Annotated in this window: 28 protein-coding genes and 1 riboswitch; of the genes, 10 read left to right on the forward strand and 18 right to left on the reverse strand. The window is 50.6% G+C overall.

Annotated features, from left to right (window positions below; all coding sequences use genetic code 11):
• Positions 1-7: 7 nt before the first annotated feature.
• From OOT00_RS13630 to OOT00_RS13640, 3 genes are all read right to left on the reverse strand, one after another.
• Positions 8-349 carry a DUF190 domain-containing protein gene (locus OOT00_RS13630; protein WP_265425941.1) on the reverse strand — a complete coding sequence of 114 codons (342 nt, stop codon included), beginning with the start codon at positions 347-349 and terminating at the stop codon, positions 8-10.
• A 5-nt stretch (positions 350-354) separates the two neighbouring features.
• Positions 355-735 carry a fluoride efflux transporter CrcB gene (crcB, locus tag OOT00_RS13635; RefSeq protein ID WP_265425942.1) on the reverse strand — a complete coding sequence of 127 codons (381 nt, stop codon included), beginning with the start codon at positions 733-735 and terminating at the stop codon, positions 355-357.
• A gap of 179 nt (positions 736-914) precedes the next feature.
• Positions 915-1,484, reverse strand: a complete 570-nt coding sequence (locus tag OOT00_RS13640; RefSeq protein WP_265425943.1) for a Chromate resistance protein ChrB — start codon at positions 1,482-1,484, stop codon at positions 915-917.
• A 98-nt stretch (positions 1,485-1,582) separates the two neighbouring features.
• Positions 1,583-1,645: riboswitch (Fluoride riboswitch) on the forward strand.
• A gap of 113 nt (positions 1,646-1,758) precedes the next feature.
• Between OOT00_RS13640 and OOT00_RS13645 the strand changes: the two genes are divergently transcribed.
• Positions 1,759-3,495 carry a dynamin family protein gene (locus OOT00_RS13645; protein ID WP_265425945.1) on the forward strand — a complete coding sequence of 579 codons (1,737 nt, stop codon included), beginning with the start codon at positions 1,759-1,761 and terminating at the stop codon, positions 3,493-3,495.
• A gap of 53 nt (positions 3,496-3,548) precedes the next feature.
• Here the strand turns inward: OOT00_RS13645 and OOT00_RS13650 are convergent, their stop codons facing one another.
• From OOT00_RS13650 to OOT00_RS13680, 7 genes are all read right to left on the reverse strand, one after another.
• Entirely contained in the window at positions 3,549-4,268 is a 720-nt protein-coding gene (locus tag OOT00_RS13650) for a cytochrome c biogenesis CcdA family protein (RefSeq protein WP_265425946.1), read from the reverse strand.
• A 52-nt stretch (positions 4,269-4,320) separates the two neighbouring features.
• Positions 4,321-4,689 (reverse strand): thioredoxin family protein, encoded by a 369-nt coding sequence (locus tag OOT00_RS13655; protein ID WP_265425947.1) that lies wholly within the window; start codon positions 4,687-4,689, stop codon positions 4,321-4,323.
• Positions 4,686-5,138, reverse strand: a complete 453-nt coding sequence (locus OOT00_RS13660; RefSeq protein ID WP_265425948.1) for a MauE/DoxX family redox-associated membrane protein — start codon at positions 5,136-5,138, stop codon at positions 4,686-4,688. Before OOT00_RS13660 ends, OOT00_RS13655 begins: the two co-directional genes overlap by 4 nt.
• Before the next feature lie 2 nt (positions 5,139-5,140).
• On the reverse strand, positions 5,141-5,620 hold the full coding sequence (locus OOT00_RS13665; protein ID WP_265425949.1) for a rhodanese-like domain-containing protein: 480 nt from the start codon (positions 5,618-5,620) through the stop codon (positions 5,141-5,143).
• Positions 5,621-5,718: 98 nt separating this feature from the next.
• A complete protein-coding gene (locus tag OOT00_RS13670) occupies positions 5,719-5,949 on the reverse strand; it encodes a thioredoxin family protein (protein ID WP_265425950.1) in 231 nt (76 codons plus the stop codon).
• A 160-nt stretch (positions 5,950-6,109) separates the two neighbouring features.
• Positions 6,110-7,282, reverse strand: a complete 1,173-nt coding sequence (locus OOT00_RS13675) for a permease (RefSeq protein ID WP_265425951.1) — start codon at positions 7,280-7,282, stop codon at positions 6,110-6,112.
• Between the two features lie 117 nt (positions 7,283-7,399).
• Complete coding sequence (locus OOT00_RS13680; protein ID WP_265425952.1) at positions 7,400-7,765, reverse strand: ArsR/SmtB family transcription factor; 366 nt, start codon at positions 7,763-7,765, stop codon at positions 7,400-7,402.
• Between the two features lie 272 nt (positions 7,766-8,037).
• Here OOT00_RS13680 and OOT00_RS13685 point away from each other — a divergent pair, with 272 nt between their 5' ends.
• From OOT00_RS13685 to OOT00_RS13710, 6 genes are all read left to right on the forward strand, one after another.
• Complete coding sequence (locus OOT00_RS13685; protein WP_265425953.1) at positions 8,038-8,394, forward strand: ArsR/SmtB family transcription factor; 357 nt, start codon at positions 8,038-8,040, stop codon at positions 8,392-8,394.
• A gap of 82 nt (positions 8,395-8,476) precedes the next feature.
• Positions 8,477-8,911 carry an arsenate reductase ArsC gene (locus OOT00_RS13690; protein WP_265425954.1) on the forward strand — a complete coding sequence of 145 codons (435 nt, stop codon included), beginning with the start codon at positions 8,477-8,479 and terminating at the stop codon, positions 8,909-8,911.
• A gap of 455 nt (positions 8,912-9,366) precedes the next feature.
• A complete protein-coding gene (locus tag OOT00_RS13695) occupies positions 9,367-9,642 on the forward strand; it encodes a carboxymuconolactone decarboxylase family protein (protein WP_265425955.1) in 276 nt (91 codons plus the stop codon).
• A 164-nt stretch (positions 9,643-9,806) separates the two neighbouring features.
• A complete protein-coding gene (arsB, locus tag OOT00_RS13700) occupies positions 9,807-10,874 on the forward strand; it encodes an ACR3 family arsenite efflux transporter (protein ID WP_265425956.1) in 1,068 nt (355 codons plus the stop codon).
• 357 nt (positions 10,875-11,231) lie between these two features.
• Positions 11,232-11,639: a thioredoxin family protein gene (locus OOT00_RS13705; RefSeq protein WP_265425957.1), complete on the forward strand. Its 408-nt coding sequence runs from the start codon at positions 11,232-11,234 to the stop codon at positions 11,637-11,639.
• 87 nt (positions 11,640-11,726) lie between these two features.
• Positions 11,727-12,776, forward strand: a complete 1,050-nt coding sequence (locus tag OOT00_RS13710) for a DsbA family protein (RefSeq protein WP_265425958.1) — start codon at positions 11,727-11,729, stop codon at positions 12,774-12,776.
• A gap of 54 nt (positions 12,777-12,830) precedes the next feature.
• Here the strand turns inward: OOT00_RS13710 and OOT00_RS13715 are convergent, their stop codons facing one another.
• The 8 genes from OOT00_RS13715 to OOT00_RS13750 all read right to left on the reverse strand — a co-directional run bounded on the left by OOT00_RS13715 (position 12,831) and on the right by OOT00_RS13750 (position 23,828).
• Positions 12,831-15,890, reverse strand: coding sequence for an SLC5/6 family protein (locus tag OOT00_RS13715; protein WP_265425959.1), 3,060 nt, complete (start codon positions 15,888-15,890; stop codon positions 12,831-12,833).
• Positions 15,891-16,172: 282 nt separating this feature from the next.
• Entirely contained in the window at positions 16,173-16,580 is a 408-nt protein-coding gene (locus tag OOT00_RS13720) for an ectoine synthase (RefSeq protein WP_265425960.1), read from the reverse strand.
• A gap of 433 nt (positions 16,581-17,013) precedes the next feature.
• On the reverse strand, positions 17,014-18,273 hold the full coding sequence (gene ectB, locus OOT00_RS13725; RefSeq protein WP_265425961.1) for a diaminobutyrate--2-oxoglutarate transaminase: 1,260 nt from the start codon (positions 18,271-18,273) through the stop codon (positions 17,014-17,016).
• 127 nt (positions 18,274-18,400) lie between these two features.
• Positions 18,401-18,913, reverse strand: coding sequence for a diaminobutyrate acetyltransferase (gene ectA / locus OOT00_RS13730; RefSeq protein ID WP_265425962.1), 513 nt, complete (start codon positions 18,911-18,913; stop codon positions 18,401-18,403).
• A 189-nt stretch (positions 18,914-19,102) separates the two neighbouring features.
• The gene (locus tag OOT00_RS13735) at positions 19,103-19,960 is read right to left on the reverse strand and encodes a YitT family protein (protein ID WP_265425963.1); all 858 of its coding nucleotides are present in this window, start codon (positions 19,958-19,960) and stop codon (positions 19,103-19,105) included.
• 11 nt (positions 19,961-19,971) lie between these two features.
• The gene (locus tag OOT00_RS13740; RefSeq protein WP_265425964.1) at positions 19,972-21,429 is read right to left on the reverse strand and encodes an aspartate kinase; all 1,458 of its coding nucleotides are present in this window, start codon (positions 21,427-21,429) and stop codon (positions 19,972-19,974) included.
• Between the two features lie 392 nt (positions 21,430-21,821).
• Positions 21,822-22,760 carry a hydroxymethylbilane synthase gene (gene hemC, locus OOT00_RS13745; RefSeq protein WP_265425965.1) on the reverse strand — a complete coding sequence of 313 codons (939 nt, stop codon included), beginning with the start codon at positions 22,758-22,760 and terminating at the stop codon, positions 21,822-21,824.
• 216 nt (positions 22,761-22,976) lie between these two features.
• Entirely contained in the window at positions 22,977-23,828 is an 852-nt protein-coding gene (locus OOT00_RS13750; protein WP_265425966.1) for an amidohydrolase family protein, read from the reverse strand.
• 269 nt (positions 23,829-24,097) lie between these two features.
• Here OOT00_RS13750 and OOT00_RS13755 point away from each other — a divergent pair, with 269 nt between their 5' ends.
• The 3 genes from OOT00_RS13755 to OOT00_RS13765 are packed head-to-tail and all read left to right on the forward strand — an operon-like array spanning position 24,098 to position 26,161.
• Entirely contained in the window at positions 24,098-24,583 is a 486-nt protein-coding gene (locus OOT00_RS13755) for a tRNA (cytidine(34)-2'-O)-methyltransferase (RefSeq protein WP_265425967.1), read from the forward strand.
• A gap of 16 nt (positions 24,584-24,599) precedes the next feature.
• Entirely contained in the window at positions 24,600-25,226 is a 627-nt protein-coding gene (locus tag OOT00_RS13760; protein WP_265425968.1) for a DUF1007 family protein, read from the forward strand.
• 20 nt (positions 25,227-25,246) lie between these two features.
• The gene (locus OOT00_RS13765; RefSeq protein ID WP_265425969.1) at positions 25,247-26,161 is read left to right on the forward strand and encodes a nickel/cobalt transporter; all 915 of its coding nucleotides are present in this window, start codon (positions 25,247-25,249) and stop codon (positions 26,159-26,161) included.
• Positions 26,162-26,213: the final 52 nt, after the last annotated feature.

Below are 26,213 nucleotides of genomic sequence, written 5' to 3' on the forward strand. Positions count from 1 at the left end.
TGAACTTTCAAGGTTGTACATTGTTTCTGTAAAGATGCACTCTGGTGTTTTCAAGAATAACCAGGCCACTGTGGATGACATCTCCGACACTGGCGAGAAAATTCTGTATCCTATCCGGTGAATCCACAATGTCCACGATAATGGGCAGGTCAAAGGAAAGGCGCAGGATTTTGGAGGTATGGATGCGGCTGTTGGCGCCAAAGCCCATGATGCCACGAAAGACGGTTGCGCCCGCCAGTCCCTGCTTTTTAGCTTCAATAACAAGCCATTCATAGAGGGGAATTTTTTCATAGGTGTCGCTTTCCCCGATGTATATTCTGAGCAGTTGTCCTTCATCCAGAAGCTTCATGGGTGTCATCTCCAGAGTGTGATGGTTAAGAAACGGCCAAGCATCAAGGCGGTCATGCCAAGGAACACATGGGCTGCGATATTCACGGTACCCATGAAAAAGGAGTTGTTCATGAGGTTCATGGTTTCGTTGCTGAAAGTGGAAAAGGTGGTGAATGAGCCCAGAAATCCGATCATGAGCAATAAGCGAACCTCTGCCGTCATTCCGGAATGGTACTCCGCAAGATGGGATAAGATCCCCATGAGAAAACAGCCGATGACATTGACTGCAAGGGTTCCGTAAGGAAAGGAAAGGGTATTCGTCAGGAGATGAACAAGGCCTGCCATAGCATACCTTGCAATCGCACCGAAAAAGCCGCCAATTCCGACGAGGCATATCTGGTACATGGACAAACTCCTCTGTGTATACAAATCAGGAGAAACAGTATCGGTAGGTGGAGGATGGCAAAGGCCATCATCCGGTATGCAGAAACATTGCGTTTCTCCTGCGTTAAGGCGGGTGGCAGGATGGGGGGAGGTGGCTTGGCAGGCAGCCTCGGTTTGGGGATGGAAGGGGCTTTCTGTGCCTATTTCCCGTTCTGGTTTGGCGGATTATCACTGTTTTCATCATAGGTCTCAAATACCTGGCGGGCGTAGGTGTCCAGTAGGACTTCGCAAGCCTGCAGTTTTTTTTCTGCCTCATCGGCGAGGGGCGCTCCCAGAAAATCAAGTTTCTGGATTTTATGCAACCAGGACTGGAGCTTTTTCAGGTCCGCATCATTTTCTTCCAGCTCCGCATAGGTAAAATGACGCGCCAGGGTTTCTTTGTGGATTTCAGACTCAAAATCCTGGCATTTACCGATGAATTCTTCATATTCCTCGTTGCGATCCATCCTGAACCGGGTCATGAGTTTTTCTTCATTGGCCTGATCCAGCCCCAGGGTCTCCATGAGAACGGACTCTCCGCCCATTTCCGTGATTTCATGGGCCAGCATTTTCAGGGTACGCAGATGGTCTCTGGTTTTGGGAAGAATACAGACTCCGTTTTGCAGATAAACGGCTCCCATTCCTTTGAGACGACGCCAGAGGGCCACCCGTTTTCTTGCGGGTTCTGCGGGTACTTTGTAGGTGAGCAGGAGCCATTTTATTTTTTTCATAGGACGCATCATTATGTAACCGCTGTTACATGTCAAGTCCGGACTTTTTCTTGTGGGATTCTTTTCTTGACTTCTTTTTATACCCTATTATAGCCTTCCATCCAGAAGGGGATGGAGTTCCCCGGAACCGCCCAGGCCGGGCTGATGACTCCTGTATGCGCCATGTTGTGGCGAAAGGGGATTGGTAAAAAAAGGCCTGAGGCGGTTTTTTTATGGCTTGTTCCCTGTGGATCCTTAAGGTACTGAAAACAAACTGCCGTATGAGGAGGTGACCATGCACCAGGCGAGCCTATCTTTGCCCAGCCAGGATAAGGTTTGGGCGTTTTCAGCCCTGCTTGTAAAAGCCGCAGATCAGATTTCCGGGATGGGATCGGGATTTCTTCATTATGGGGAAAACCTTTCCCACCTGAATCAGCGCCTGTGTGAAGGCCGCTTTCATCTGGCTGTTCTGGGTCAGTTCAAGCGGGGTAAAAGCACCCTTTTAAATGCCCTTGCGGGTGAGGCCATCCTGCCCATGGGCGTACTTCCCCTGACCGCAGCACCTACTTTTATTCAGTTTGGCGAAGCTCCCAGAATTTCTGTGTGCCATGGAGCAGGAAAAAACCAGGAGTCTTTTATGGGGAAATCCACGGCGGAGCGAAGTGCCTGGCTGGCACATTTTGTCACGGAAAAGGAGAATCCTGAAAACAGGCGGGAAGTCAGTGAAGTGCTTGTGGACCTGCCAGCTCCCATCCTTTCTAGCGGGCTTGTTCTCATTGATACTCCTGGCATTGGATCGACCCACCTTCATAATACGACGGCGACTTTCAATTTTCTGGAGTCCTGCGATGCCGCACTTTTTCTGATTTCGGCAGACCCGCCCATGACGGCGGTGGAACTGGCCTTTTTGCGGGAGGTCCAGAAGAAGGTTCCGCAGCTGATTTTTGTACTGAATAAGATCGATTATCTGGCAAAGGATGAATTGGAAGAGGCCCTTGGTTTTTATCGGGGGATTTTGATGCGGGAGCTTGGCTTGTCGGAAGACGTGGTGGTTTTCTGTGTATCCGCCCGCAGAGGGCTTGAAGCCAGACAGGCAGAGGATCAAGAAACCTGGGCCGCCTGCGGTATGGCAGACCTTGAGCGATTTCTTGGGGATTTTCTGGCGAGAAAAAAAATGGCTGCCCTGATGAACGCTGTGGCTTTGCGGGGCAGGGCTGTGCTGGATGCGGTTTTGATGGAAGCGCGCATTGCCCTGAAAGCTTTTCGTCTGCCCCAGGAGGTGCTGGAAGAAAAGAGGGCGTTTTTTGCCAAAAGCCTTGAAAAGGCCGAAGAGGAAGGCCACTTGATTCAGGATATTCTTGCAGGGGACAAGAAGCGTATCCTGGCTTTTGTTGAAAAAGCGGCGGAGGAAATGCATCAGGAATCTATGGATTTTTTAAGTGGGATCATGGGGCGTGAAGCGAAGGGGGGCAAGGGGCTATTTTCCAGTAAGCTGGTGGAAAAAGCCTGGGCGGAGGCCATTCCTGATTTTTTCGCCGAACAGCAGGCCGTTTTTCAAAAAAAGGTCACAGAATATCTGGTGCGGTGTTTTGCGGGGCATGAGGCTCGCCTGGAGGGTCTGATTGAAACCCTGCGCCATGCGGCTGCCGATCTTTTTCAGGAAACTTACTGTGCGGCAGGACAGGATGGCGTAGATATCATGAAAAAGAAACCCTATTGGGTTACAAATACCTGGAATACGGATTCCCTTCCTGTGCTGAAATCCACAGGGCAGCGTATGGATGAGCTTGCACGGCGGAATGCGGGGAATATCCGCTGGGCCATGGTGCAGAACGTGAACAACGCTTTCATTGGTTTTTCCGCACGGGTGAGACAGCGTCTTGCGGATACGGTGACGAATATTCAGGGTGCCATGGAAGCGGCTCAGGTGCGGTTGCGGACCAGGGATGGGAGCCTTGAGGATGACGTGCAGCGAATGGAAAAGAATCTGGCTGTGCTGGAAAGCCTCAGAAGAGGCATGGGCGGTTTTTAGATGGTAAAGGGATGGGGGGGACAGAAGAGAAGAATTCTCCACCGTCCCCTTTTTTATAAGGGTGCATCCGCAATAAAAGGCCGGGCAATGAAGTAGAGTGCCAGAAGCCCGATGCCGGCACCGGCTGTTTTTTTGAACCAGAAGCCACCCTGCTGGAAAAAAGTGCTTTCCAGAAGCCTGCGCACCAGAGCCATGCTGGAACCGGCAATGGCAATGGGCAGGCAGTGGCCGATGCCAAAGAGCACGATAAAGACAAGGCCCGAGGCCATGGTTTCCTGCAGGGTCATGAGGGCGAGAATCGGGGCGATAAAACCGAAGGTGCAGGAGCCGGAAAGAATTCCATAGGCAAGGCCCAGGATAAAAGCTCCGGAAAGTCCCCGGACCCGTAACTTTGAAAGGGTGCCGCCGCCGGACAGGGAACAGGCCTGCACACCCATCATGTCCAGGGAGATCCAGAGCAGGATGGCTCCCACCAGAATTGTCCAGTAAGGGCTGATTTCACCCATCATTCTGCCCAGCAGGGTGGCGAGGATACCCAGTACCGCAATGGTGATAAAAAGACCCGTGGTAAAGGAAAGAGCGTACGAAACACCCTTTGACGCTTTGGGTTTTTCATCTTGCCCAGCCACATAGCCCACAATCAGGGGGATGGAAGCCAGATGACAGGGTGACAGGAGAACGCTCACCATGCCCCAGATAAAGCTGGCTGCAGCACCGATCCAGAATCCTCCCATCATCCAGTGATGGAGGGTAATGAAAAATTCGTTCAGCATGATTGCTATTTCCTTGCAGCCTGTGTTTTTGGCAAAAAGGGGGGGCCCTTGTTTATTCCACGCCAAGTTGTTTCAGCACATCCTCAATGCTTTTTTTATCCATGAATCCCACATGACGGCCCGCTTCTTTACCCTCTTTATCGAAAAAAATCTGGGTGGGAATGCCCCGGATACCGTATTTTCTAGCCTGATCCCTATGTTTCCAGACATCAATAAAAACGATGGCTGCCCTGCCTTCATATTCTTTTTCCAGCTCTTTGAGAATGGGAGCCATCATTTTGCAGGGGATACAGCTTTCCGCACCCAGATCAATCATGGTGACCATTCCCTTGACAGGCAGTTCGGGGATGGAGGGGGTTGCCCACAGGGCAGGGGCGGAAAAAAGGATAAGAAGAAAAAAAAATGTACCGGTGGATTTCATGGTTGTTTCCTTACAAGATGGACAAGAAGGTAGAAGGAGAGAAGAAGAAACGATGCGTCACGCAGGAGGTAGAAAAAAGCATCACCCGTAGCTTCCGGATCCGTGGAAAAGCACCCGCAGGAAATATCAAGGCCTCTGTACATATTGAAAAGAAGACCAGCCACAAAGCTGATGAGCAGCAGATTGGTGAGCACAACCGCAGCGGGATAGGCCCTCTGGGTCACAAGCAGAATGGCGAGGATGACTTCCAGCCAGGGAAGGATCAGGGCCACGGGCTGGATAAGAAATGCCGGGAGGATCTGATAAAGTTCAATTATCTGCGCAAAGCCATGGGGGTTGAAGATCTTGGGAATGCCTGCCGCCAGAAAGATGACCGCCATGGCAAGCCTTCCTGCCAGGGCGAGGTGTTCCCATGGGAAGGCCTGCTCCCGGGATGATTCATGGGGCATGGTCAGTCCCCCTTTTCCGTGGGTAATTGCTTTTGCTGCCAGAGTCCCCACCCGTTGATGAGAACCCGGACATTTTCATAGCCCAATTCCCGTAAACGTTCTGCCACGACGTGGCTCAGGTCACATACCGCACCGTCACAATAGACCACAAGGGGTTGTTCTGGGGGAACCCGTTCGAAAAAATGTGGTATGAAGGCATCAAAATCATCATGGGGAAGGAAAACAGCTCCCTGAATGCGGCCCTTGTTATATTCCATTTGACTGCGTGCGTCTACGAAGAGGGTGTTTTTTTTCTGAAAAAGGACGAGGGCTTCATCCGGAGGTATGATTTCTCCGGAAGCCTCGCGGACTTCATGCGGGCTCAGGGAAAGGGGCAGGCCATTCTGACGGATCGCATTGCTTCCCAGCCCCAGAAGAATGGAAACAATGAGTATCAGCGGCATTTGCCAGAGGCAGTTTTTGGCAATGGCGACAGGGTGCATGCGATCCTTTGCTCGGAGTTGTATTGTGAGCGTCTGTGTCGGAAGAGGGGTAGAGGAGCAGGCAAGGAAACCCTGCATAGGGATTCCCTGCCCCTGTTTTATTGGAGCCAGCCCAGTACGTCTTCTTTTTTAGGTACCTTGCCAACCATTTTTACATCTCCGTCAATGATAACGGCGGGGGTTCCGAAAACGCCATATCCTGCAATTTTGAGGAGATCGGATACCTTTTCAATGGAAGCGTTAATGCCTGCTTCGGCTACGGCTTCCCTCACCACTTTTTCCGCCTGACCACATTTGGCACAGCCCGGTCCGAGAATTTTGATTTCCACGATTGTTCTCCTTTATACTGTCTGTAGGTTCCGTTGCCATACGGCTTGTATTCAGTGAACTTTTTTAAAAAGGTACGCAGGACTTTTGACCGGAATTCACATTCCAAAGCAAGAGTCCTTTTTTTACAGGCTTGATTTTCGGCTGGAGAACCGGATCAGCCTATGCGAAAAAACTGCCATAGAACATGCCTGCCGCTGTGGACATGACAATGACCAGCAGGCTGAAAACCGCTGTTTTTTTCACTCCCAGCACACCGGAAACCACCAGCATATTGGGAAGGGAGATGGCAGGACCCGCCAGAAGAAGGGCCAGAGCCGGACCTTTTCCCATGCCTGAGCCCATGAGGCCCTGCAGAATGGGGATTTCCGTCAGGGTGGCAAAATACATCAGGCCACCGGCAAGGGCTGCAAAAAGGTTGGCCCCAAAGGAGTTGCCCCCCACAAGTCCTGCGATCCATGATTCGGGTATCAGGGCGGGATGGCCGGGACGACCGAGGAAAAAGCCAGCAGCCAGTACACCAATGGCAAGAAGGGGGGCAATGAGTTTCACATAGTCCCAGGTGGACGCCACCCATGCTTTTCTTTCTTCCTGAATAAACCAGGCCTTGAGCATCCATGCTAGAATCCCCAGCAGGCCAATAACAAGGTACCATTTGATGCTGAATAAAAGGGCAAAAACACCAGCGCTTCCCGCCGCAGGCGGTGCGAGGGTGGCAGACAGAAGAATCAGTACCATGACCAGCATGAAACCGCCATCCTGCCAGAGACGGCGGCCCGTATCCTCTTCATCGGGAAGGTGGAGCTGGCCTGCGGTGCGGGCGGCATCGTCCTTTCTGAAAATAAAAGCCATCAGGAGGCCTATGATAAGGGCAAAGAGGATGGCACCGATGGCCCGTGCAAGGCCCATCTGCCAGCCCAGCACCCGTGCTGTGAGCACAATGGCCAGCACATTGATGGCAGGGCCGGAGTAGAGAAAGGCTGTTGCAGGTCCAATGCCTGCCCCGCGGGTATAGATGCCGGCAAAAAGAGGCAGGACCGTGCAGGAGCATACGGCAAGGATGGAGCCGGACACGGAGGCCACGGAATAGGCAAGGATTTTTTTAGCCTGGGCGCCGAAATATTTGAGCACCGCTGCCTGGGATACAAAGACAGAGATGCCTCCGGCTATGAAAAAGGCGGGGATCAGGCAGGTGAGTACATGCTCTCTTGCGTAATCCTGCAGCATGAGAAAGGCTTCCAGGCCGGATCTGCGCATGACTTCATGGTCCCATGGAATGAAATATGCGGCAATAAAAAGCCCGATGATCCATAAAAGTTTGCTTCTTTCCTGCATGGTTTTCTCCTTTGTAACGGATGGAAGATGCTGTCCGTCATCTGGCGGGCAGGTGATTTTTGTAAAGGTATCTGGCCTGATGCTGGTGCGTGGCCGTGTTCATGTGCGGTAAGGCCCTCAGGATGCTGCCCGGTCAGGTACAGATTTGCGGATACGATCTCTGTGAATTTCCGGGAGGAGAGTTCGCATTTCTGTAACAGCGTCATCGTCTTCCAGCCAGTTTTTTATTTTGGCAAGCATGTCTGCGGCATAGGGATTATCCGTTTCCTTGTCTAGGGCATAGTTCACCCACGGGCCTTCCTTTTTCCAATGGACAAGCCCTGCTTCTTCCAGAATTTTTAAATGCTTGCTTACCGTAGACTGGGCAAGCCCCATGACTTCCTGCAGTTCACAGACACAGAGTTTGCGATTTTCAAGGGCTTTCAGAATTTTCAGTCTTCCGGGATCGGAAAGAGCTTTCATGACTTTGATCAGATGTTTCATTTTTATATCCTCCATATCGACATATGTGAATATGCGCTTCTGTTCTAGGCGTGTCAAGATGAAATGTTTATCCGTTTGGTCCGGGTGTAAGGCCAGCCCAGCAAAATCATCTGATGGCTATGTGTCTTCCCTGCAGAAAGGGTGTTCTTGCAGGTGGATGTGTCCGTATTCGGAAAAATATTATAATCAGAAAACAAGTTAAAAAAGCTTGAAAAATGGAACAGGGTTGCTATGCTTAGTTTGTTGGCTAAATGTTAAAGAGCGGAGGGAATATGGAAAAGCTGCTGGCCATTACCAAGGCCCTTTCCGATGCCAATCGGCTTCGGGTTCTCATGGCCCTGACGGAAAGGCCCCATCTCTGTGCCTGCCACCTGACGGAAATGCTTGGGGTGACAGGTGCTACGGTATCCCGTCATATGGGTCTGCTCCGTCAGGCTGGTCTTGTGAAGGCCAGGAAGTGTGGAAAGTGGACGCATTACACCCTTTGCACCGGCAATGTGCAGATCGACACCCTCCTTTCATGGGTGCAGTTGCATATGCCGGAAAATGAGGTGATTCGTGCAGATCGGGAATTTATCCGGAGCTGTGTTCTGGAAAAAATGGAATGTGAAGAAGGGTGTTGTGGGTAGTCTTGGCTACTACCTTATCTGCCCTGATGAAGGTCAAAAAAATCTTCCCAAAAAGGGAGAAGAGCCGGAAGGAGGCAAGAAGATGACAGAAAAAAAGAAATTGCTCTTTCTTTGCACGGGAAATTCCTGCCGCAGCCAGATGGCCGAAGGCTGGGCCAGGCATTTGAAGGGAGATGTGCTGGAGGTTTATTCGGCGGGTATGGAGACCCACGGGCTCAATACCAATGCCGTTGAGGTGATGGCGGAGGCGGGAGTGGATATTTCCGGACACAGGTCCAAGCTTCTGGAGGATCTTAAGGATGTGGATCTGGATTATGTGGTGACCGTATGCAGCCATGCGAATGAAACCTGCCCCTATTTTCCGGGTAAAGCCAGGGTTGTGCATGTGGGCTTTGATGACCCTCCAAAACTGGCTGCCGGTATGGATGATCCCGAGGAAAAACGGAACTGTTACCGCAGGGTGCGGGATGAGATCCGGGCCTTTGTGGAAACCCTGCCAGCGAGCCTTGGGGCTTGAGAAGAATTGTATCAGAACAAATAAGATATGGTAACGGTTCAGCATAGTTTTTAAGGGATCCTATCGGTCAGGCAGATGCACAGGCAGCCAGACCATTTGCTCGCGGCGCAATTGTATTGTTAGAGCTTTTGGCCGGTGTGGAACCAACGAAAAATTTTTGGCACTCAAGACTGAAAATTTTATAAGAGGCTTTGGGTGTCTGCTTTGGGTGTCTGCTTTGGGTGTCTGCTTTGAGTGCCTGAAACCTGAAACGATTGCACTGACACTTGCAAACAGTCAGGATGCCTTGCAATGGTACGGATCTGCTGAATTATATGGTGTTGGAATTTTTGAATAAAAACGACTGTACCATCCCATATTATGCAAGAAATCCGTTTTTTGATAATGGAAAAGCACCTCTACAGGCTTCTTTCGAGGTTCTGTGATGCGTAAAAGGTTAGAGGAGAGTAGAAAACATGGATGAAAGAACGAAAATTCTGATAGGAATTGGATCTTCCGTGGCCACAAGCTGTCAGCCCTGCCTTACACACCATGTGGACAGGGCGGATGAACTGGGAATTGAAGATGCGGATATTATTGAAGCCATTCATGTGGGAACCCAGGTCAAGCAGGGCGGCATGAAGGCCATGCAGCAGTTTGTGGAAAGGGTTGCTGGGAAAAGGCTGGAAGCGGTTTCTGTTCAGGGAGAGAATAGTGCGGAAAGCTGCTCCTGCGGTGGGAGCTGCTGCTGATTTGACTGATATATATCCGGCACTCAGGTTGTAAATTCAAGCTTGTTGCTACTAAGTGACTTTTGGGCTTGAGTGCTGGAAAACAAAAAATCTTTGTGCCTTAGTATCTAACTATATTGAGAAGTATATGGTATTGGTGAGTTTTTATAAAAAAGGAGAAGCCCATGACAGCTAAAGACAGCAGACCGCTGGGTTTTTTTGAAAGATATCTTACTATTTGGGTGGCCCTGTGCATGGTGGCAGGTATCCTGATTGGTTTTCTTTTTCCGGGAATGGCCAAGGTTATCCATGCCATGTCCATAGAGCAGGTGAACCTTCCCATAGGGCTTCTGCTCTTTCTGATGATTTATCCCATCATGATGCAGATTGATTTTCCCCAGGTTGCCAAAGCCTTCAAAACCCCGCGTCCTGTACTGACAACCCTTGTGATCAACTGGGGAGTCAAACCCTTTACCATGACGTTTTTTGCCTGGATCTTCATGTTTTTCATCTGGGCCCCTTTTATACCAGCCGATATGGCCAGTGAATATTTTGCCGGCATGGTACTCTTAGGTATTGCGCCCTGTACGGCCATGGTTTTTGTATGGAGCTATCTGTCCAGGGCCAATATGGGTCTGACCCTTGTCATGGTTGCCATTAACTCCCTTACCATGCTGGTTCTTTATGCCCCTCTGGGAAGCGTTCTGCTTGGCGTGGCTCTGCCCATTCCCTTTATCACACTGAGTCTCACTGTTGGTTTTTATGTGGGTGTCCCCCTTGTGGCAGGCTGGCTTTCCAGGCGTTATCTGATTCATAAAAAAGGGAAAGACTGGTTTGATACGGTGTATGTGGCCAAATGGGGAAAGGTTTCCATTCTTGCTCTGTTGGCCACCCTGGTTTCTCTGTTCATTCTGCAGGGAGATGTTATTCTGCGGTCTCCCCTTGTGATTGTGATGATTGCCATTCCCCTTATCATTCAGACCTTTGTTATTTTTGGCCTTGGTTATGTGGTCTGTCGTTTTCTGGGGATTTCCTATGAAGACGCAGCTCCCACTTCCATGATCGGTGCCTCCAATCACTTTGAGGTGGCCATTGCCGTGGCCATAACCATGTTTGGTGTTACCTCCGGTGCTGCTCTGGCTGCCGTTGTGGGGCTTTTAATTGAAGTGCCCATCATGCTGGCTCTGGTGCGTTTTTGCCTCAGAACAAAGGCTTTTTTTCCATCTGAACCTGAAAAAGCTCCCCTTGCCTGATGCTGTTCAGGGGTAATCTTTCTTTCCTTGGAGAGGCGGGCTCCCCATTTCGGGCCGTCGTTTCCGTGAAGGCCCCAGTGCATTGAATTCTGAAAGTTGTGTTTGCGGTATGAGGGTGAGAGGGGAATCTCCCATGGTGACATATACTTTTATCGTGGCCACGATGGGATAAGAAAATGATAAAAATGTGGGCACCGGCGCAGGGGACGTGTGCTGAACAGCTAGCCGGGGGTGCGGAGAAAAACTCTGCACCCTTTTTCATGCAGACCTTTACGGAAGGCTGGTGTTTCTTTACTGTACCCGGGGATGTGCCCGAAAGAAAAAATGAAATGAACCGTGAATTGATGGAGGCATTGTATGCCGTTGTTTCGTATGATGATGGTTTGTTTTTTACTGCTTTGGAGTGTCTCTGCTGCTTTGGCTGAGGGCATTGCCTGGGTGCCACAGGATAAAGCCGTGGAAAGGGCTGTAGAGGAAGGGAAACATGTATATTACTATTTTTACACGCCTTCCTGCCCATCATGTCAGATCATGGGAAACCATACCCTGGAGGATCCGGGGGTGGTAAGCCTTCTCAATGGGTATTTTGTCAGTACCAAAATGCATGCTTCGTTTAACAGGGAGCTGGCCGGAAGCTTGGGGGTCATGGTTGTGCCTACCCACATCTTTTTTTCAGCAGATGGAGACGAGCTTTTTCGCCAATCAGGTTATCTGCCGCCGGATGAGTTTATGCAAGTGCTGAAAAATCTGAATTCAGAAAAGTGAGTGGGGGTATATTGGTAAGGTCCACAATGGGATGGCCGCTGAGCGTGGACCTGAAGACTTTCTGAAATCAGGAACAGGGGTTGGATAATGATACAAAAGATCTGTCATCTACTGGTTGTCACCGCTCTTTGTTTCAGTGCATGGATAGCCACGAATGATTTGTTTGCCTTGCCTTTTTTTCTGTCTGCGTCCTCCGTGACGGGCTGTGAAACAGCCTGTGCTGCCCTGCATGAATCCAGCATCGGTATTCTGTACGGGATCCCCCTTTCTCTGCTGGGTTTTCTGGGGCTTCTTGTTTTCTGGATTTTACGGATCAGAGGCTTAAAGGCCATAAGCTTTTTGATTCTGTCGGCTATGGTGGGAGCAGAGTTTTATCTGATTCTGCTGCAGTTTTTTTATTTCAGGGAATTCTGCTCCTCCTGTCTGGTTTTTGCGGCCATGGTTTTTACTGTTTATGCCATGATTCTGGTTCAGGATTTTTTTTTGAAGCCTCCTGTCCTTTTTCGGGAGCTGCCTTTACAATTATTCCCTGCCTTTGTTTTTATGCTGGTGCTTCATATGGTTTTATTCCCGCCTTTTTTTCCGGACAGAATCCTTGCCGAAGGCCTGCCCCTGTGTCTTACGGAAAAAAAGCCTGATGTCGATTCGATTCGTATAGAAGTTTTTGTTTCTCCGGATTGCCCCTATTGTGAGGCTGCGGTTTCCTATCTTTCCAGTATTCTTTATGGAAAGAATAGGAAGGCATCCATACGTATCAAGCATGTGGGGCTGAATGGCCAGTCAAGGCGTAAAGCCATCGAAAATGTGGCTATGGGCATTTATGGTGATCTTTCGCCTGCGGCTCTGAAAATGGCGGAATGCTATATCATGCAGAATGAAAAAGAGCTGGCAGCTATTCAGGATGGTCAGCTGCAGACGCCCGTGATCCGTATGGTTGGTGACGGGGATTCCCGGTATTTTACGGGCTGGACTTCACGGAATCAGGAACAGATTGCAGAAATTTTGAATGAGCGTATGCCGGACAGAAACCGTCCAGCTGGATCTGTGGACTGGTTTCATAATCGTTTGCCAACGGGAGATACGGTTCTCTGTCCTTCCACGGGGGCACCTTCTGATAAGGGAGTGTGCGGTTTCTGATGCGGAAATTTTTTTATTCCCGCATCTTTTTGGGAGGTTATTGTTTTTGTGGGTTCAGCCCGATGGAAAAGCGGAAGGTCTCTTGTCGTCATTTTGATCCGTTCGGCATTGGAGGGCTGCATCCGGTACCCATTGACTCAGATAATGAAGATACTGAGGGTAGGTGGCCAGATAAAAGGAAAGGCCCGGTCCGAAATTTTTACCGATCAGGCCGTTGATCAGAAGGGTGCTGACGTGTTTTTCCTCTTTCAGCATCTGGTGATAGGCGCAGAAGACTTCCCTTTCTTCAAAAGACATGCGATCCATTCGTTTTTGTAAGGCTACCCGTGCTCTGGGCTGGTACATAAAAAAGTGCAGAAGGTCCAGAACGTTGATGACGATCATGGTCGTCAGGCGGGTATGGGGATGGTTTTCCGGGAGTATGCGGTTTTTTGTATCCGAAAGCAGTGTAAGGATGTCGGATCGGGGGAAGGCCAGCTCCAGTTCCATGCAGGTATCAAAAATCTGGCGCATTTTTTTCCTGTAGTCCTGGGCACGGAGTTCAAGATTGTGGAAACGGTCTGCCAGTCCTTCTATGATGCCAGCAACCGTATCGGATGCGGTTTTAGATATGATGGCGGCCCATTTTTGTAAAGCTTCGCTGGGAGCTCCATGGCCTGTACCCGCCAGCATCTGCCCGCAGATACCGCTGAACAGTACAGCTACGGGAATGGCAAGAATACTTCTGAAAAAATTACCAATCACAGCCGCTCTCGGAAGCCCCCGGAAAAAATTGTGGGTGGAAAGATAAATTCCGTTTGCAAGTCCCATGAACGCATAGAGAGCTATGGGGTTGCTGGATGTGGTGATGGCAAAGATTTCGTCAAGGATTCTGGTTTTGACCACATAGTCCAGCAGGGGAACAGAAAATCCTGTAAACAGAAGGGAATCCGCCACCCGGTTCCAGCGTACGTGGTCATGCCATTTCAGAAGGGGGGAGCGGCGGATACCTCCACCACCCAGAACGGACTGCAATATGTTGCGCAGGCCGGTAATGAAAAACCAGATGACCGCACCGAAATAAGCCAGAAGCCACCAGTCCTTTGTCAGGGCAAAGGTTAAAAATGCAGGAATAAAACCGATGACAACCTTCAGTATCTGGGTCAGTGAAGTGTTCAGATAGGCTGCCGGATGAAAGCGGAAGGCTTTTTCCCTGTGTTTGAAGGCTGCTTTGGGATTTTCCTGCCGCATGGTGCCTCCAAGGGTGATGACATTACCTCTGGCTTCCAGACGAACAGCACTTTTCCGGATAATGAATTCAGATTGTTTTTTATGGGTTACGGGACGCAGAATTTTGGCGTATCGCAGCCGGTAGAGGATTGGTGCCAGTTTTCTGCAGGGAGGTTTTTTGGGTATCCATGTCACCCTTGGACGGACGGGGATGCGGATACCGGGGCGGTGATGATTTTTTCCAAGTTTCTGCTGGAGGAAGCGACGGGTCCTGAAGGGAAGGGTATCTCTCAAAACAAGGCCCATGCCGTAAAAGCGGGGAGAATTTCCTGTGGAATCCGTACCTATGCGTGTCTGCAACGGACGTATGGCATAGGGACTCACCAGCCGGGTAAGATGGGAGAGAATGTTCTCCAGTGTTTTGGACTGTTCGGTAGCCTGGGATGTGTGAGCCAGCTGCAGGTGATGGTGGCAGTCCATGAGTATGCGTTTAAGGATGATGATGTTGCCCTGATTCAGGGCCAGCTGCAGGGCATTGATTTCTCTGTATGCCACGGCCCTTCCCAGGGCCTGATCCTTGAGATTGTAGATTTCAAGATGAGAAATACGGCCTTCGGTCCGGAAGAGGAGTTCTGCCACATCCGCCACCCGAAGGTGTTTGAGGTTGAGAGTAAGGGAAAAGGAAGGGTGCAGTCTGGCCAGAGCTTCGGTGAGAGTTTCCGGTGAAAGGGTCAGCAGCTCAGGCAGGTCCTTTTCCGGGCTGAAGCTGTCGTCCTGTTTTGCAGGGGCCAGAAAGCGGTTTTCAATGGCTTCCGGTGTCAGGGTTTCAAGGGCTTCAATACGTTTTACAAAAATAGCGGCTTCGGGCGATTCTGTGTCCACTTCCAAGGGGGCAGGATGGAGAGACTGGCGGATGGCTGTTTCCACCAGAGAGTGAAGATAGGCGGAAAGGTGCAGGGTTGAGGGCTGGCCTAGTCCTACCATGACCAGAAAATCCTCTTTGCTGGCTTCCGGTATTTCCATGGCCAGCTCCGTTTCGATTTCAGGCCGGTATTTCCGATTGAATATATCCAGGTTTTCAAGAACTTTTTCTGCCCGGTAGCGGGAAACTTCTCTGCCTTTTTCCATAAAGGCATCTACTTTCGGCAGGTTGAAAAACCGCGTCATGGCTTCGGCCGTATGCAAGCCGGAGGGAGCCCATATAAAGGAAGCCATGCGGCCCCGGAAAGGAATTTCATACTCAATACCGATGGCCGCTCTGATTCCCATGATGGAGGCGGCGTTCATGAGCTCGGAAACTGCCTGAAAAGGAATGTGATTGTAATAAATTACCCGGATTTCCCGGATGCCTTTGATCCAGGCATCCATGATGAGATGGCAGGGATTTTTGCGGCCTTTGGTATTGGCATCATGGACATGGTCGTCAAAGCTGACCTGATTCCAGTCTTCAGGCATTTCCAGCAGATGGTAGTGGCTGAGGAGGCTGCGTATGACCCGGGGTCTGCCGCTGGCAGCCCTTCTGAAATCATGGGCCAGAGCCAGCTGGCGAAGCATGTCATTTTCATCGCAGCGAATGAGCTCCTTCATAAGCTGCAGCATGACACGGGCTGCGTTATTGCGAAGGTTGCTCTCTGTGGAACTCCGGACCTCATCCACGATGGACTGCAGGGCTGTCAGCCGGTCTTCCACGCGACCCGCATCCAGGCTGTCCAGAAGGTGGGCTGTTGCATAGGCCATGCGGAGTTCTCTGGGGGCAGCCAGCTCTTTGATACCTCTGGGGTGGAGGTAGGGGCCTACCCGTTGACGAAGGTCTTTCTGCTTTTTTTTACGATAACGTATATCTTTAATGATATCAAGCAAATGATAGTCTGCTGCATCAAACATGAATGGATGCCATTTTTTCATAGTGCTCCCTGATATGAAAAGGGTCCGGATGGGTTGTTTTATGAAACAGGCCTTTCATTATGGATAGCAATAAATATGCCGTGATTGTTTTCTGGCATTTCAGGGGGTAAATTGTACTTTTTTGTGAAAGTATGTAAAAAAAGATGACAGTCAGGCATGTTTTTCCCGGAATCAGGTGTGATTGCTATGGGAGGGATTTACGCAGAAAGCCGCCGATTTATCCCGACGGGAGAAAATAGGCGGCTTTCTGCGTACAATGTGACCATGTTTCTGATCCTGAGATCAGGCTTTTCCCGTTTCCTCTTCCGGAGTTGCGTAAACACCGTCTTTATTATGGTCTTCCGTGCCTACCAGAGCCGGGTTGAAAACGCAGACAAGGCGCATGTCTTCAGAAGCCCTTAAAAGGTGGGATTCATGGCCGTTAAGGGCATACATGGTGCCATCGGATATGGGGATGATTTCCCCGGTATCCAGCCTTTCCAGCTCACCTTTGCCGCCAACGCAATAAACGGCTTCCAGATGGTTTTTGTACCAGATCCGGGTTTCCGTACCGGCGAAAATGGTGGTTTCATGGAAAGAGAAACCCATGCCATCCTTTGCCAGAAGAAAACGGCGGCTGACCCAATTGCCGTTGGCAGCTTTTTTATCCCGCTCTGTTCCGATAATTTCTTTGAGGGTGCGAACAATCATACTTTTCTCCTGTTTTGTTGGGATGCCAGGCATGCGAATGTAAAAAGTTGGCCATAGTGTCCGGTATGGTGTATCCCGAAATTTCATGGGCTTTGCTCCGTGGCAAGGCATACCGGGCTATTGGCAATTGAGTTTGCAACAGAGCTTCGCAGGCCGCCTGTGCGAAAAAAGCGGTCAACTGCCTGATTCGTCATGCAAGCAGCAAAATCAGATTTGTCAGGGTGGTAACCAGGCTTTTTGCTTGAGTGACGCAGGGTTTTTGCCGATCCCGAACAGGTCAAGAAGCTCTAGGAATAAGATTGCGTCACGGGCAAACAGCCATGGTGCCTGTGTCTCTGTCTCGCAGGTATGGAACGTAGAGGCTTGTGCTGATCAGTTACAGGAATTTTTGCAGGGCAGCCCCCCTTCCGGGGCTGCCTCGTTGGTTCTGTGTTTAAGCAATTTCTCTTTCTTTGAGAACGTCCTTGACGCTGTCTGCAATGATGGCCAGCCCTTCCTTGAGAAGCTCTTCTTCAATAACAAGGGGTGGCAGCAGCTTGAGAACCTGTTTTTCAGCGCCTGCCAGTTCCATAACCAGTCCCTTTTCAAAGCATTTCTGGGAAATCTCCCTTGCCATGCTGCGTTCAGGTATGTCAAGGCCCCAGATCATGCCACGGCCGCGGATGCTGGCTTCCAGTTCCGGCCAGGTGGCCCGGATGACATCCAGAGCTTCATACATGAGATTGCCCTTGTACTGTATGGATTCGCTTAAGGCGTTGTTGTCCCAGTAGGACAGTGCTTCGGTACAGGCGACAAAGGCAAGGTTGTTACCGCGGAAGGTACCCGTATGTTCGCCGGGTTTCCACTGGTCGAGATCGGGCCGCATGAGAACCACAGCCATGGGAAGACCGCCACCGAGGGCCTTGGACAGGGTGATGATGTCCGGCTTGATGTCGGCGAATTCAAAGCTGAAGAAGCTGCCTGTCCGACCGTTGCCTACCTGAATGTCGTCAATGATGAGAAGGATGTCAAATTCACGGCAGAGCTCGGAAAGTCCTTTGAGCCATTCCGCGGAAGCCACGTTGATGCCACCCTCGGCCTGTATGGTTTCCACGATAACGGCTGCGGGGAGATCCAGGCCTGAGCTTGTATCTTCAATCATTTTTCGCAGGCAGACCAGAGAATCCACGCTGTCGCCGAAGTAGTTTTCAAAGGGCATGAAGCTGACGTTGGACCGACTGATGTGGGCCTCATCTCTGTAAAAGGTGTTGCCTGTCACGGCAAGGGCGCCCATGGAAAGACCGTGGTAACCATTGGTGAACGACACTATATTGGAGCGGCCCTTTACGGTTCTGGCCAGTTTCAGTGCGCTTTCCACCGCATTGGTTCCGGTGGGACCGGTGAACTGGATTTTATAATCCATGTTACGGGGTTCCAGGATGGTGGTGGAAAATTTTTGGAGAAAACTTCGTTTGGCTGTGGTGGCCATGTCCAGTCCGTGGATAATACCATCGGACTGCAGATATTCAATCATGGCTTTGGAGATTTTATCGTTGTTGTGGCCGTAGTTCAGGGTTCCCGCACCGGCAAAAAAATCAATGTAGTTTTTTCCGTTCTCATCGGTGAGAATGGCACCTTTGGAAGTGGCAAAAACGGTGGGGAAGGAGCGGATATATCCGCGGACCTGGGATTCGAGGGCTTCAAATATACGCATTTTGTGTCTCCTGTTTTTTGATGTGAAACGGGATCTTTTGTTAATATAGTAAGAAATCCTGAAAAAAAGAGTCGGCTGGTTCAGGATAAATGAACAGGTTTTGGCTCAATGCAGCTTCGGTTATGGGTTATGGCTGTGTCATTTTTTGTTGTAGAGGGCCGATGACAAAGAGAAGCTCCGGTTCATGGGCTGCCTTGCCAAAGCAGGAAGCTGGAAAAAGTTCCTCTTCAAAAACCCATGGTACATCATGGTGTCGTGCCAGCGCCGTAAACAGGGCAATGGAAGCTTTGTTGGACGGAGTTATGGTTGCTTCTATCCATAGGGGCCCTACCTTTCGCTTCAGTTCGTTGAGCATGGTAAGTCCCAGTCCTTCTCCCTGACAGGACGGGTCCACGCAGACCTGCCATATGAAAAGACAGTTCGGGTTTTCCGGAGGTGTCAGGCCCGTAATAAAACCGGCAAGCTGGCCGTTTTTTTCGGCGATAAGGGAGGTTCTGGAAAAAGCATGCCCAAAGTAAATGTAGTAGTAGGCTGAGTTCAGATCCAGGCCCGGAGTTTTTTTGACCAGCTGCCAGAGCGAACCGCCATCGGCGGGCTCTGGATGGCGGAATGTGTAAGGGGATTGGTAGGATTTCATCATAGGCCTCACTGAATCAGAATGCAGAGTCCGAGGCTCTTTTTCTCCTTATAATTTGGTGTTGTTAGAAGGCGACACCAGTATTCTGTACGGTAAAAGGAATAGGATGCTGGTTGATGTGTCAGACAGAACGGGGGAATCATAGCATGCTATGATTCCCCCTGTCAAGTTTTTGACTCTTTTGCCCGGGGCTTAGTACACTTTCCGCTTGGAGAAGGATGATCCCATTACGGAGAAGGTATTTTCTACAATGAAAAGGGCGTTGTCGTCTTCCGTGAAGACAATTTCTTCCAGTTTTTTGAGCTGTACATTGTTGATTACGGTCATGAGAACCTGACGTTCCGTGCGCAGGTAGGCGCCTACGGCGGGGATGAGGGTGGAGCTCATGCCCAGCTCCTCAATGATTCTTTTGGCTATAATATCGGATTCACCGGAAATAATGAAAACAACCTTGCGCTGGTTAAACATGGAAAGACTGTATTCCAGCGTGGCGGAAGACACAAAAACCATGATGATGGAGGCAATAACAAGATCCGTTTCAAAGGCCAGAAAGCTGATGAAATATAAAATGAGATTGAAAGCGAAGTAGGATTTGCCCAGACCGATATTGTAGCGTTGCAGAAGCAGCAGGGCAACGATATCCAGGCCACCGTTGGAACCTAAAGACCGGAGGACAATGCCGGCTCCCATGCCTGATATAACGCCGCAGCTGATGGCTGCGTAAAGCTGATCTTCAATGGGAATGGTATAGGGATAGAGGGCAAAGGCCACAGTGGTAACGATAATGGCCCATGTGGTATAGAGAACAAAGCGCCTGCTGAGCAGCATTCCCCCCAGAATCATGAGAGGAATGTTGAGCACAAGAAAGATAATTCCCGGCTCCAGAAGGCCTGTAAGATAGTAGATCATGGATGCCATGCCGAAAAGTCCGCCGGGAACGAAGGCATGGGGTGTTGCAATGCCTTTGATGGCGATGGCATACATGACAGCACCGAAGGTGATGAGAATAAGGTTCCACCATACGGTGTAGCTGACGTCGCGTTTGAACATGCAGTCTCCGGTTATGAGGCCATGGCGTCGGCCCCGGTTGCAGCGGTTTCTCTGTGGGCATCCTCCTCCACAAGCCCTTTGTGGAGGGCTTTGGCAGCCCTTGCATAGTCTTCTTCCGCTACAATGAACTGCATGTCAACCTGTCTCATGGATTGTTGCAATGCAAGGATGTTAATTCCTGCTTCGTGCAGGATGCCCGTTGCCTTTGCCAGAAAGCCGGGAACCTTCATATTGCTGCCGATGGCGGCAATGAGAGCAATTTTGCGTATGGTAACTTCCGCACCGGGAAAAGTTTCTTCCAGGGCTTCTGTGAGGCGGTTCGCTCTTTTGAGGGAGCTGTCCACGTAATGAATGATGGTGTTGGCATTCAGGTTTTTGCCGATGGAGCGCATTTTGAATCTTCGGAAAACGTCACAGACAGCCGCCTCCCTGTCGTAGTAGCCCACCCGGTCCTGATCGAAAATTTCTATGGCCAGAACGCTTTCCCGCCCCGCAATGATTTCCACACAGGGTTCTTTGCTTCTGTATCTGCAGTCGATTACCGTTCCCGGATGTTCCGGTTCAAAGGTGTTTTTGACGCGGATGGGAATGCCCGCCTGTCGCAGCCCTTTGGCTGCCTGTGGATGGATGGCTTCCATGCCCAGATCGGAAAGCTGATCCGCCACATCGTAGTTGGTACGGCCCATGGGTGCCACATTCTCAGGCCCCATGAGTTTGGGGTCTCCGGAACTTAAGTGAAATTCTTTGTGGATGATGGCTTCTCCGGCTCCCGTGAGACAGGCCACTTTGCTGAAGGTGATTTCTGAATAGCCCCGGTCAAAGGTGGCCATGAGACCTTCCTTGCATCGGGTGTATCCTGTGACAACGGGCATTTCCTGAGAGACATCAATTTCGGAAAAAACGGATTGAATTTTTTCATTGATGGGCAGGGCGCACTCTTCCATCCATCCGGAAAGATCCACAAGGCGGGCGTTGATACCACAGTTCTGAAGTATCTGGACCGTATTGAAGGCGCTGTGAGCCTCTCCCACCGCGCTGAGCATTTCCCGGACGGTCATGAGATGTTCCTCCAGCTGAAAGTGGCCAAAGGAGCAGAGTCTGGTGAGATCCAGCAGGCAGCTTCGGGCACCTTCAATGCGTTCCCGTACAAAGCGGTCTGCGGTCATGAGGTCCAGTCCCAATGGAGCCAGTTCCGCATTGATGGCAATCATGCGTTCCGCGACTCTGTTCAGGGAATCTCCCCAGGCCCAGGAAACATCGTCGTTGGCAAAAAGTCCATAAACGCCGGGTTCTCTGGTTTTTTTATGTTCCAGCAACAGGTCGGTGATGCCTCCGTAGGCAGAAACAACAAAAATGCGGTTGTAGAGCGCGTCCTGTTTGCGATGGCCAAGGATGATGTTCTGCAGAACATCGCTGAAACGGGACATGGATGTGCCCCCTATTTTTTCAACGGTATGTCTGGTTTTCATTGTTCTTCCTTTGTCTGTTCTTACGGATAAACGGCTGTTATTGGCAGGCGCTTATTTTCAGGGAAATCTCGGATGTGTCGTGATGCCTGCAATTGTGATTCTGGACAGGATCCGAAGGGGAGGATGATGACAGTCTGCAGATTGTGCAGAAGGCGTCCAGAGTTTGGCATTTGGACAAAGTTTGTATATCTGTTGTGATGACATCCAAAAAGTGTAGACCTGTGAAGGGGAGTTGTCAAGAAAAACGTCAAAATAATGACGTGTTCTTTTCTGGCAAGGGGGAGGAGATGGGAAGAGTACGATGCATACTGCGGTGCGGTCATGGATGGAAAAGGCCCGTTATCTGGTAGATCTGTCCAGAACCGGGCCTTTGATGTGATTTGCCGCCGTGTTTAGCCGTTACGTCTTTCTTGTTGAATGGCGTCCAGAATGGCTGCGCCGCCCGCAGAAAGGATCTCTCCAGCAAGGTTGTGGCCCATATTTTCAGCGTCCCTGCCGTAACCTTCCACTTCTCTGGTAATAAGCTTCTGTCCCATGGGATCGATGATGCCCGCAGAAAGGCGCAGTCTGTTTTGATTCAGATCTGCAAAGGCAAAGGCCGGAATGCTGCATCCCCCCTCCAGACGGCGCAGAAAGGCACGCTCTGCCAGAAGTCGTGTTTCCGTGGGGTTGTGATTGACGGCAGCACGAATTTTTTCTTTACGTGCAGGGTCAAGGTGGGTAAAGGCTTCGATGGCAATGCAGCCCTGACCCACGGGTGGGATGAAAAGGGATAGGGGCAGTTTTTCTGCAATCAGGTCATCATAGCCCATGCGATGGACACCGGCAAAGGCGAGAATGAGGGCATCGCACTGGCCTTCGTCCATTTTACGGATGCGGGTCTGCAGATTGCCCCTCATGTCCACCACTTTGACATGGGGAAAGGCGTGTCGTAAAAGGGCGACCCTCCTCACCGAAGACGTCCCCACGGTCAGAGGCTTTTCTCTGTCATTGAGGCGGGCGGTTTTTCTGCGGCTTACAAGTACATCTCCCGGATATTCCCGTTCTGTAAAAGCGATGAGTTCAAAGCCTTCGGGAAGGATGGACTGCATATCCTTGGCGCTGTGGACGGCAATATCCATTTTGCCGGAGGCGAGGTCTGCTTCGATTTCCTCTGTAAAAACACCTTTGGAACCTATTTTGGCAATGGATACATCGAGTATTTTATCCCCTTTGGTTTCCAGGGGAATCAGCTCGGTTTCCATGCCTGCTTTATGCAGCAGGTCAGCAACGTGTCTGGCCTGCCAGAGGGCCAGTTCGCTTTTTCGGGTGCCTATGCGGATGGGGTACATGAAAAACTCCTTTATAAAAATACACCTGAAAAAATCAGGTCTTTGTATGCACAACAGGGGCATCCAGCACTACGCCACAAAGCGTAAGTCGGTACCATGGCTGTATAGCAGAAAAGGGGGGCAAATTAAAAGGTCCTTCCTTTTGCCGTCCCCGGTGTTTCTCTGTGTGCGGTCAAGACCCGTTCCTTTCGACATGAGTATTTGAACATATGGTAATTATAATGCCTTGTGCTTGTCGATTCCCAGAAAGCGGGCGGCATTTTTTCCGCAGATATTCAGGATTTCTTCCGTGGACAGGCCTGCTTTTTTCATATCCCTGAAATAGAGGGCAGGGGGCAGAAGGGGCCAGTCTGAGCCGAAAAGAAGCGGGCCACCGGATGCGTGCAGCAGAAAAGAATAGGTCTCATTTTTATAAAGAAAAGGGAAGGCGGCCGTGTCATAGGCAACAAGATCTCTTTTTCCGGTGATTCCTTTTTTCATAAGGCTGTAAAAAGGATATCCTCCCCCACCGTGGGCAAGAATCATGCGGTTTTCTGGAAAATATTGCAGGAGGTTCTCAATGCCTTGCAGGGAAATGGGTGCCTTGCCCGGATAGTTGTGTCCGACGGGATCGTTGGTGTGTATGAGAACGGGTGCCTGAAACTGTCTGCACAATGCCATGACGGGTCTGAGCTTTTCCAGAAGGTCTTTGTCAAAATCTCTATGATAGCAGGCCACCTCGCCGATGCCAAAGGCACCGGCCTCAAGGCAGCGTTCCGTTTCTTCTGCTGCCCATGAATCTTCAGGGTTGATACAGCAGAGGGCAAGGATGCGGCCTTCATATTTGCGGCTGGTTTCCATGAGAAAAGTGTTGTGGTGCTGAAGGCGCTGTCTGCTGCGCCAGGGAAATCCGCAGGCAAGGGAGATATGGATGCCGTTTGCGTCCATGGAGGCAAGGAGGGCCTCTGGTCCCTGAATGCTGGAGGCGGGATTGTTATACAGAAGGGCAAAGCCTTGGTCATCCAGAAACTCTTTGCGGTTTTTTTGAACGGTTTCAGGGAAAATATGGGTGTGACAGTCGATGAGCATGGATTTTTTCCGGGTTTTCTGATTAAAGGATGCCGTTGGTAATCGTTTGGTTGTCTGACCTTACATATGACGCAGACGGTTTTGGGTTACCCTGTTCTTTCCGTTCTGCGGATCAGAATCAGGATAATGGCTAACTTTTTAGTGACTGGCAAGTTGTTAAAAAGTACAGGAATTATAGTGCCGCACCATGAAAATGTTTTGTAAGGACAGGATTCTGCTGTCAATGGAGTCCGGCAGGCAAGCTGGAGAAAGAAAAGACAGGGTAGACAATGTGCAGGGTCAAGGCAGAACGTCATGTTGTACTGGTTCATCCGGAGATTCCGTGGAATACGGGCTGTGTGGGCCGTACCTGTCTGGGAGTGGGGGCCACGCTGCATCTGGTGGAGCCCCTTGGATTTTCCTTAAGCGCAAAGGAGGTAAGGCGGGCGGGCCTTGATTATTGGCCAAGGGTTTCTTTGCAGGTCTGGCCGGATTTTGCCTCTTTTATGGATTCTATGAAGCCTGGTCAGGAAGAAATTCTTTTTTTCACCAAAACAGCCAGCCGGACATTCAGAGATATCATCCCTCTGAAGAGGATGATTCTTGTGTTCGGTTCTGAGTCCAGGGGACTGCCACCGGAAATTCTGGCCTCATTCACGGGCCAGCATGTGCATATTCCCATCCATGACAGTATACGTTCCCTGAATCTTTCCACGGCCGTTGGCATCGGCCTTTTTGAAAGCATGAGGGGAAGGGATCCGGGCCATGGATGGTAGGGAGCCATGTTTTCAGATGAAAAAAAACGCCAGTAGAATGAAAATACCGGTCGGGTGCTGGGTGGTGCTGTTTTTCTTCGCAGGTTTTTTATGGGGAAAGCAGGCTCTGGCCCACCCTCATGTGTTTGTGCAGACGGCCCTTGAGCTGGAGCTGGACGAAAAGGGGGTACGGGGTATATGGCAGAGATGGGCCTTTGATGAATATTTCAGTGCCTGGGTCATAGAAGATTTTGATAAGAATGCGGATGGGGTCTTCTGCGAAAAGGAAGTGCAGACCGTTTACGAGGAAACCTTTCAGAATTTAGAAAACTTTGGCTTTTTTACGACGATTCTGAAGGATGGCAAGAAGGTTCCCGTTAAAAGAATAGAGCATTTTTCCGTGGAGATTGAAGAAGGCCATGCTGTTTATTCCTTTTTTATTCCCTTTGTCCTGTCCCCGGAAGAAGAGACGGCAACATTCCATGTGGCGGTTTATGATGAATCTTTTTATTGCCATCTTTTTTTTCCGCCGCAAAATGTGGGAATAAGGAAAAACGGCCATGGCTGGAAAGTGGTGTCTGTTCCCGAGGAAAGGCCGGACCTTGCCTACTATTACGGATTCATGACGCCTGTGGCGCTTCGCTTTGAGGTGGAAATACAATGATGGGGAAAACTGGATGGCTTATGCTTGTGTGTTTGCTGCTGGCTATGACCGGTGAGGTTTTTGCCAGCAGCCCCTTTCAGCGGTCTGTGCAGGTCGCACCAGCGGAGAAGGAATCCTCCTTCAAACCCGCAGACCTTCTGCCTTCATGGGTCCGGGATGCCGGTTCCAAAGCCATGGGCAGGATTCTTGTCTGGCAGGTGCAGCTTCGTCAGAAGGCGGGGGGGTATGCCCGCCAGATCCGTGAGAACCCTTGGGGTAAGGCTTTCTGGTCCTATATGGGGCTGGCCTTTGCCTATGGGGTGGTCCATGCCCTGGGGCCGGGTCATGGCAAGGTTTTTGTGAGTACATGGTTTTTAAGCAGAAGGGGCAGCCTGACTCAGGCCATGGCCATGGGAGGACTCATGGGCTTTCTCCATGTATTCTCAGCCCTTGTGCTGGTTTTTGTTCTTTATTTTATTTTGAAAGCAGGAGGGCCCGGTGCCATGGACGGCGCAGGCTCACAGATACAGAAGTTCAGTGCCGGACTGATTGTGCTTGTGGGGCTCTTTATGGTCTGGAAGGCCTTTCGGGGTATGACTCACGGACATGGGGCAGGGGAGGATTGTGCCTGCTGTGCCAGCGACTCCGACAGGCGCAGCCTTCTTTCCCTGAGTCTGGCCGTGGGCATGGTTCCCTGCCCCGGTGCGGCGCTCATCCTCTTTTTTTCCATTTCTCTGGATATTCTGCTGGCAGGGGTACTGGCCATGGTCTTTCTGGCGGCTGGTCTTTCTTTGACCACCATCACCTTTGGCGTGTTGTCCCTTTATGCAAGGAAGGCCTTTTCCGCCATGGGATCCGGGGTGTGGGTGAGGCCCCTGTGGTATCAGGTTCCGGTCCTTGCAGGGGCCCTGTGTATTACAGGCATGGGGGTCTTGCTTTTTTTCAGTCCTGTGTAGGGGGCTTAGGGGTAGTTACGGGTTTTTTACGGATCTTCACGGACCAGTACGG

Source organism: Desulfobotulus pelophilus (assembly GCF_026155325.1).
Taxonomy (GTDB): Bacteria; Desulfobacterota; Desulfobacteria; order Desulfobacterales; family ASO4-4; genus Desulfobotulus; species Desulfobotulus pelophilus.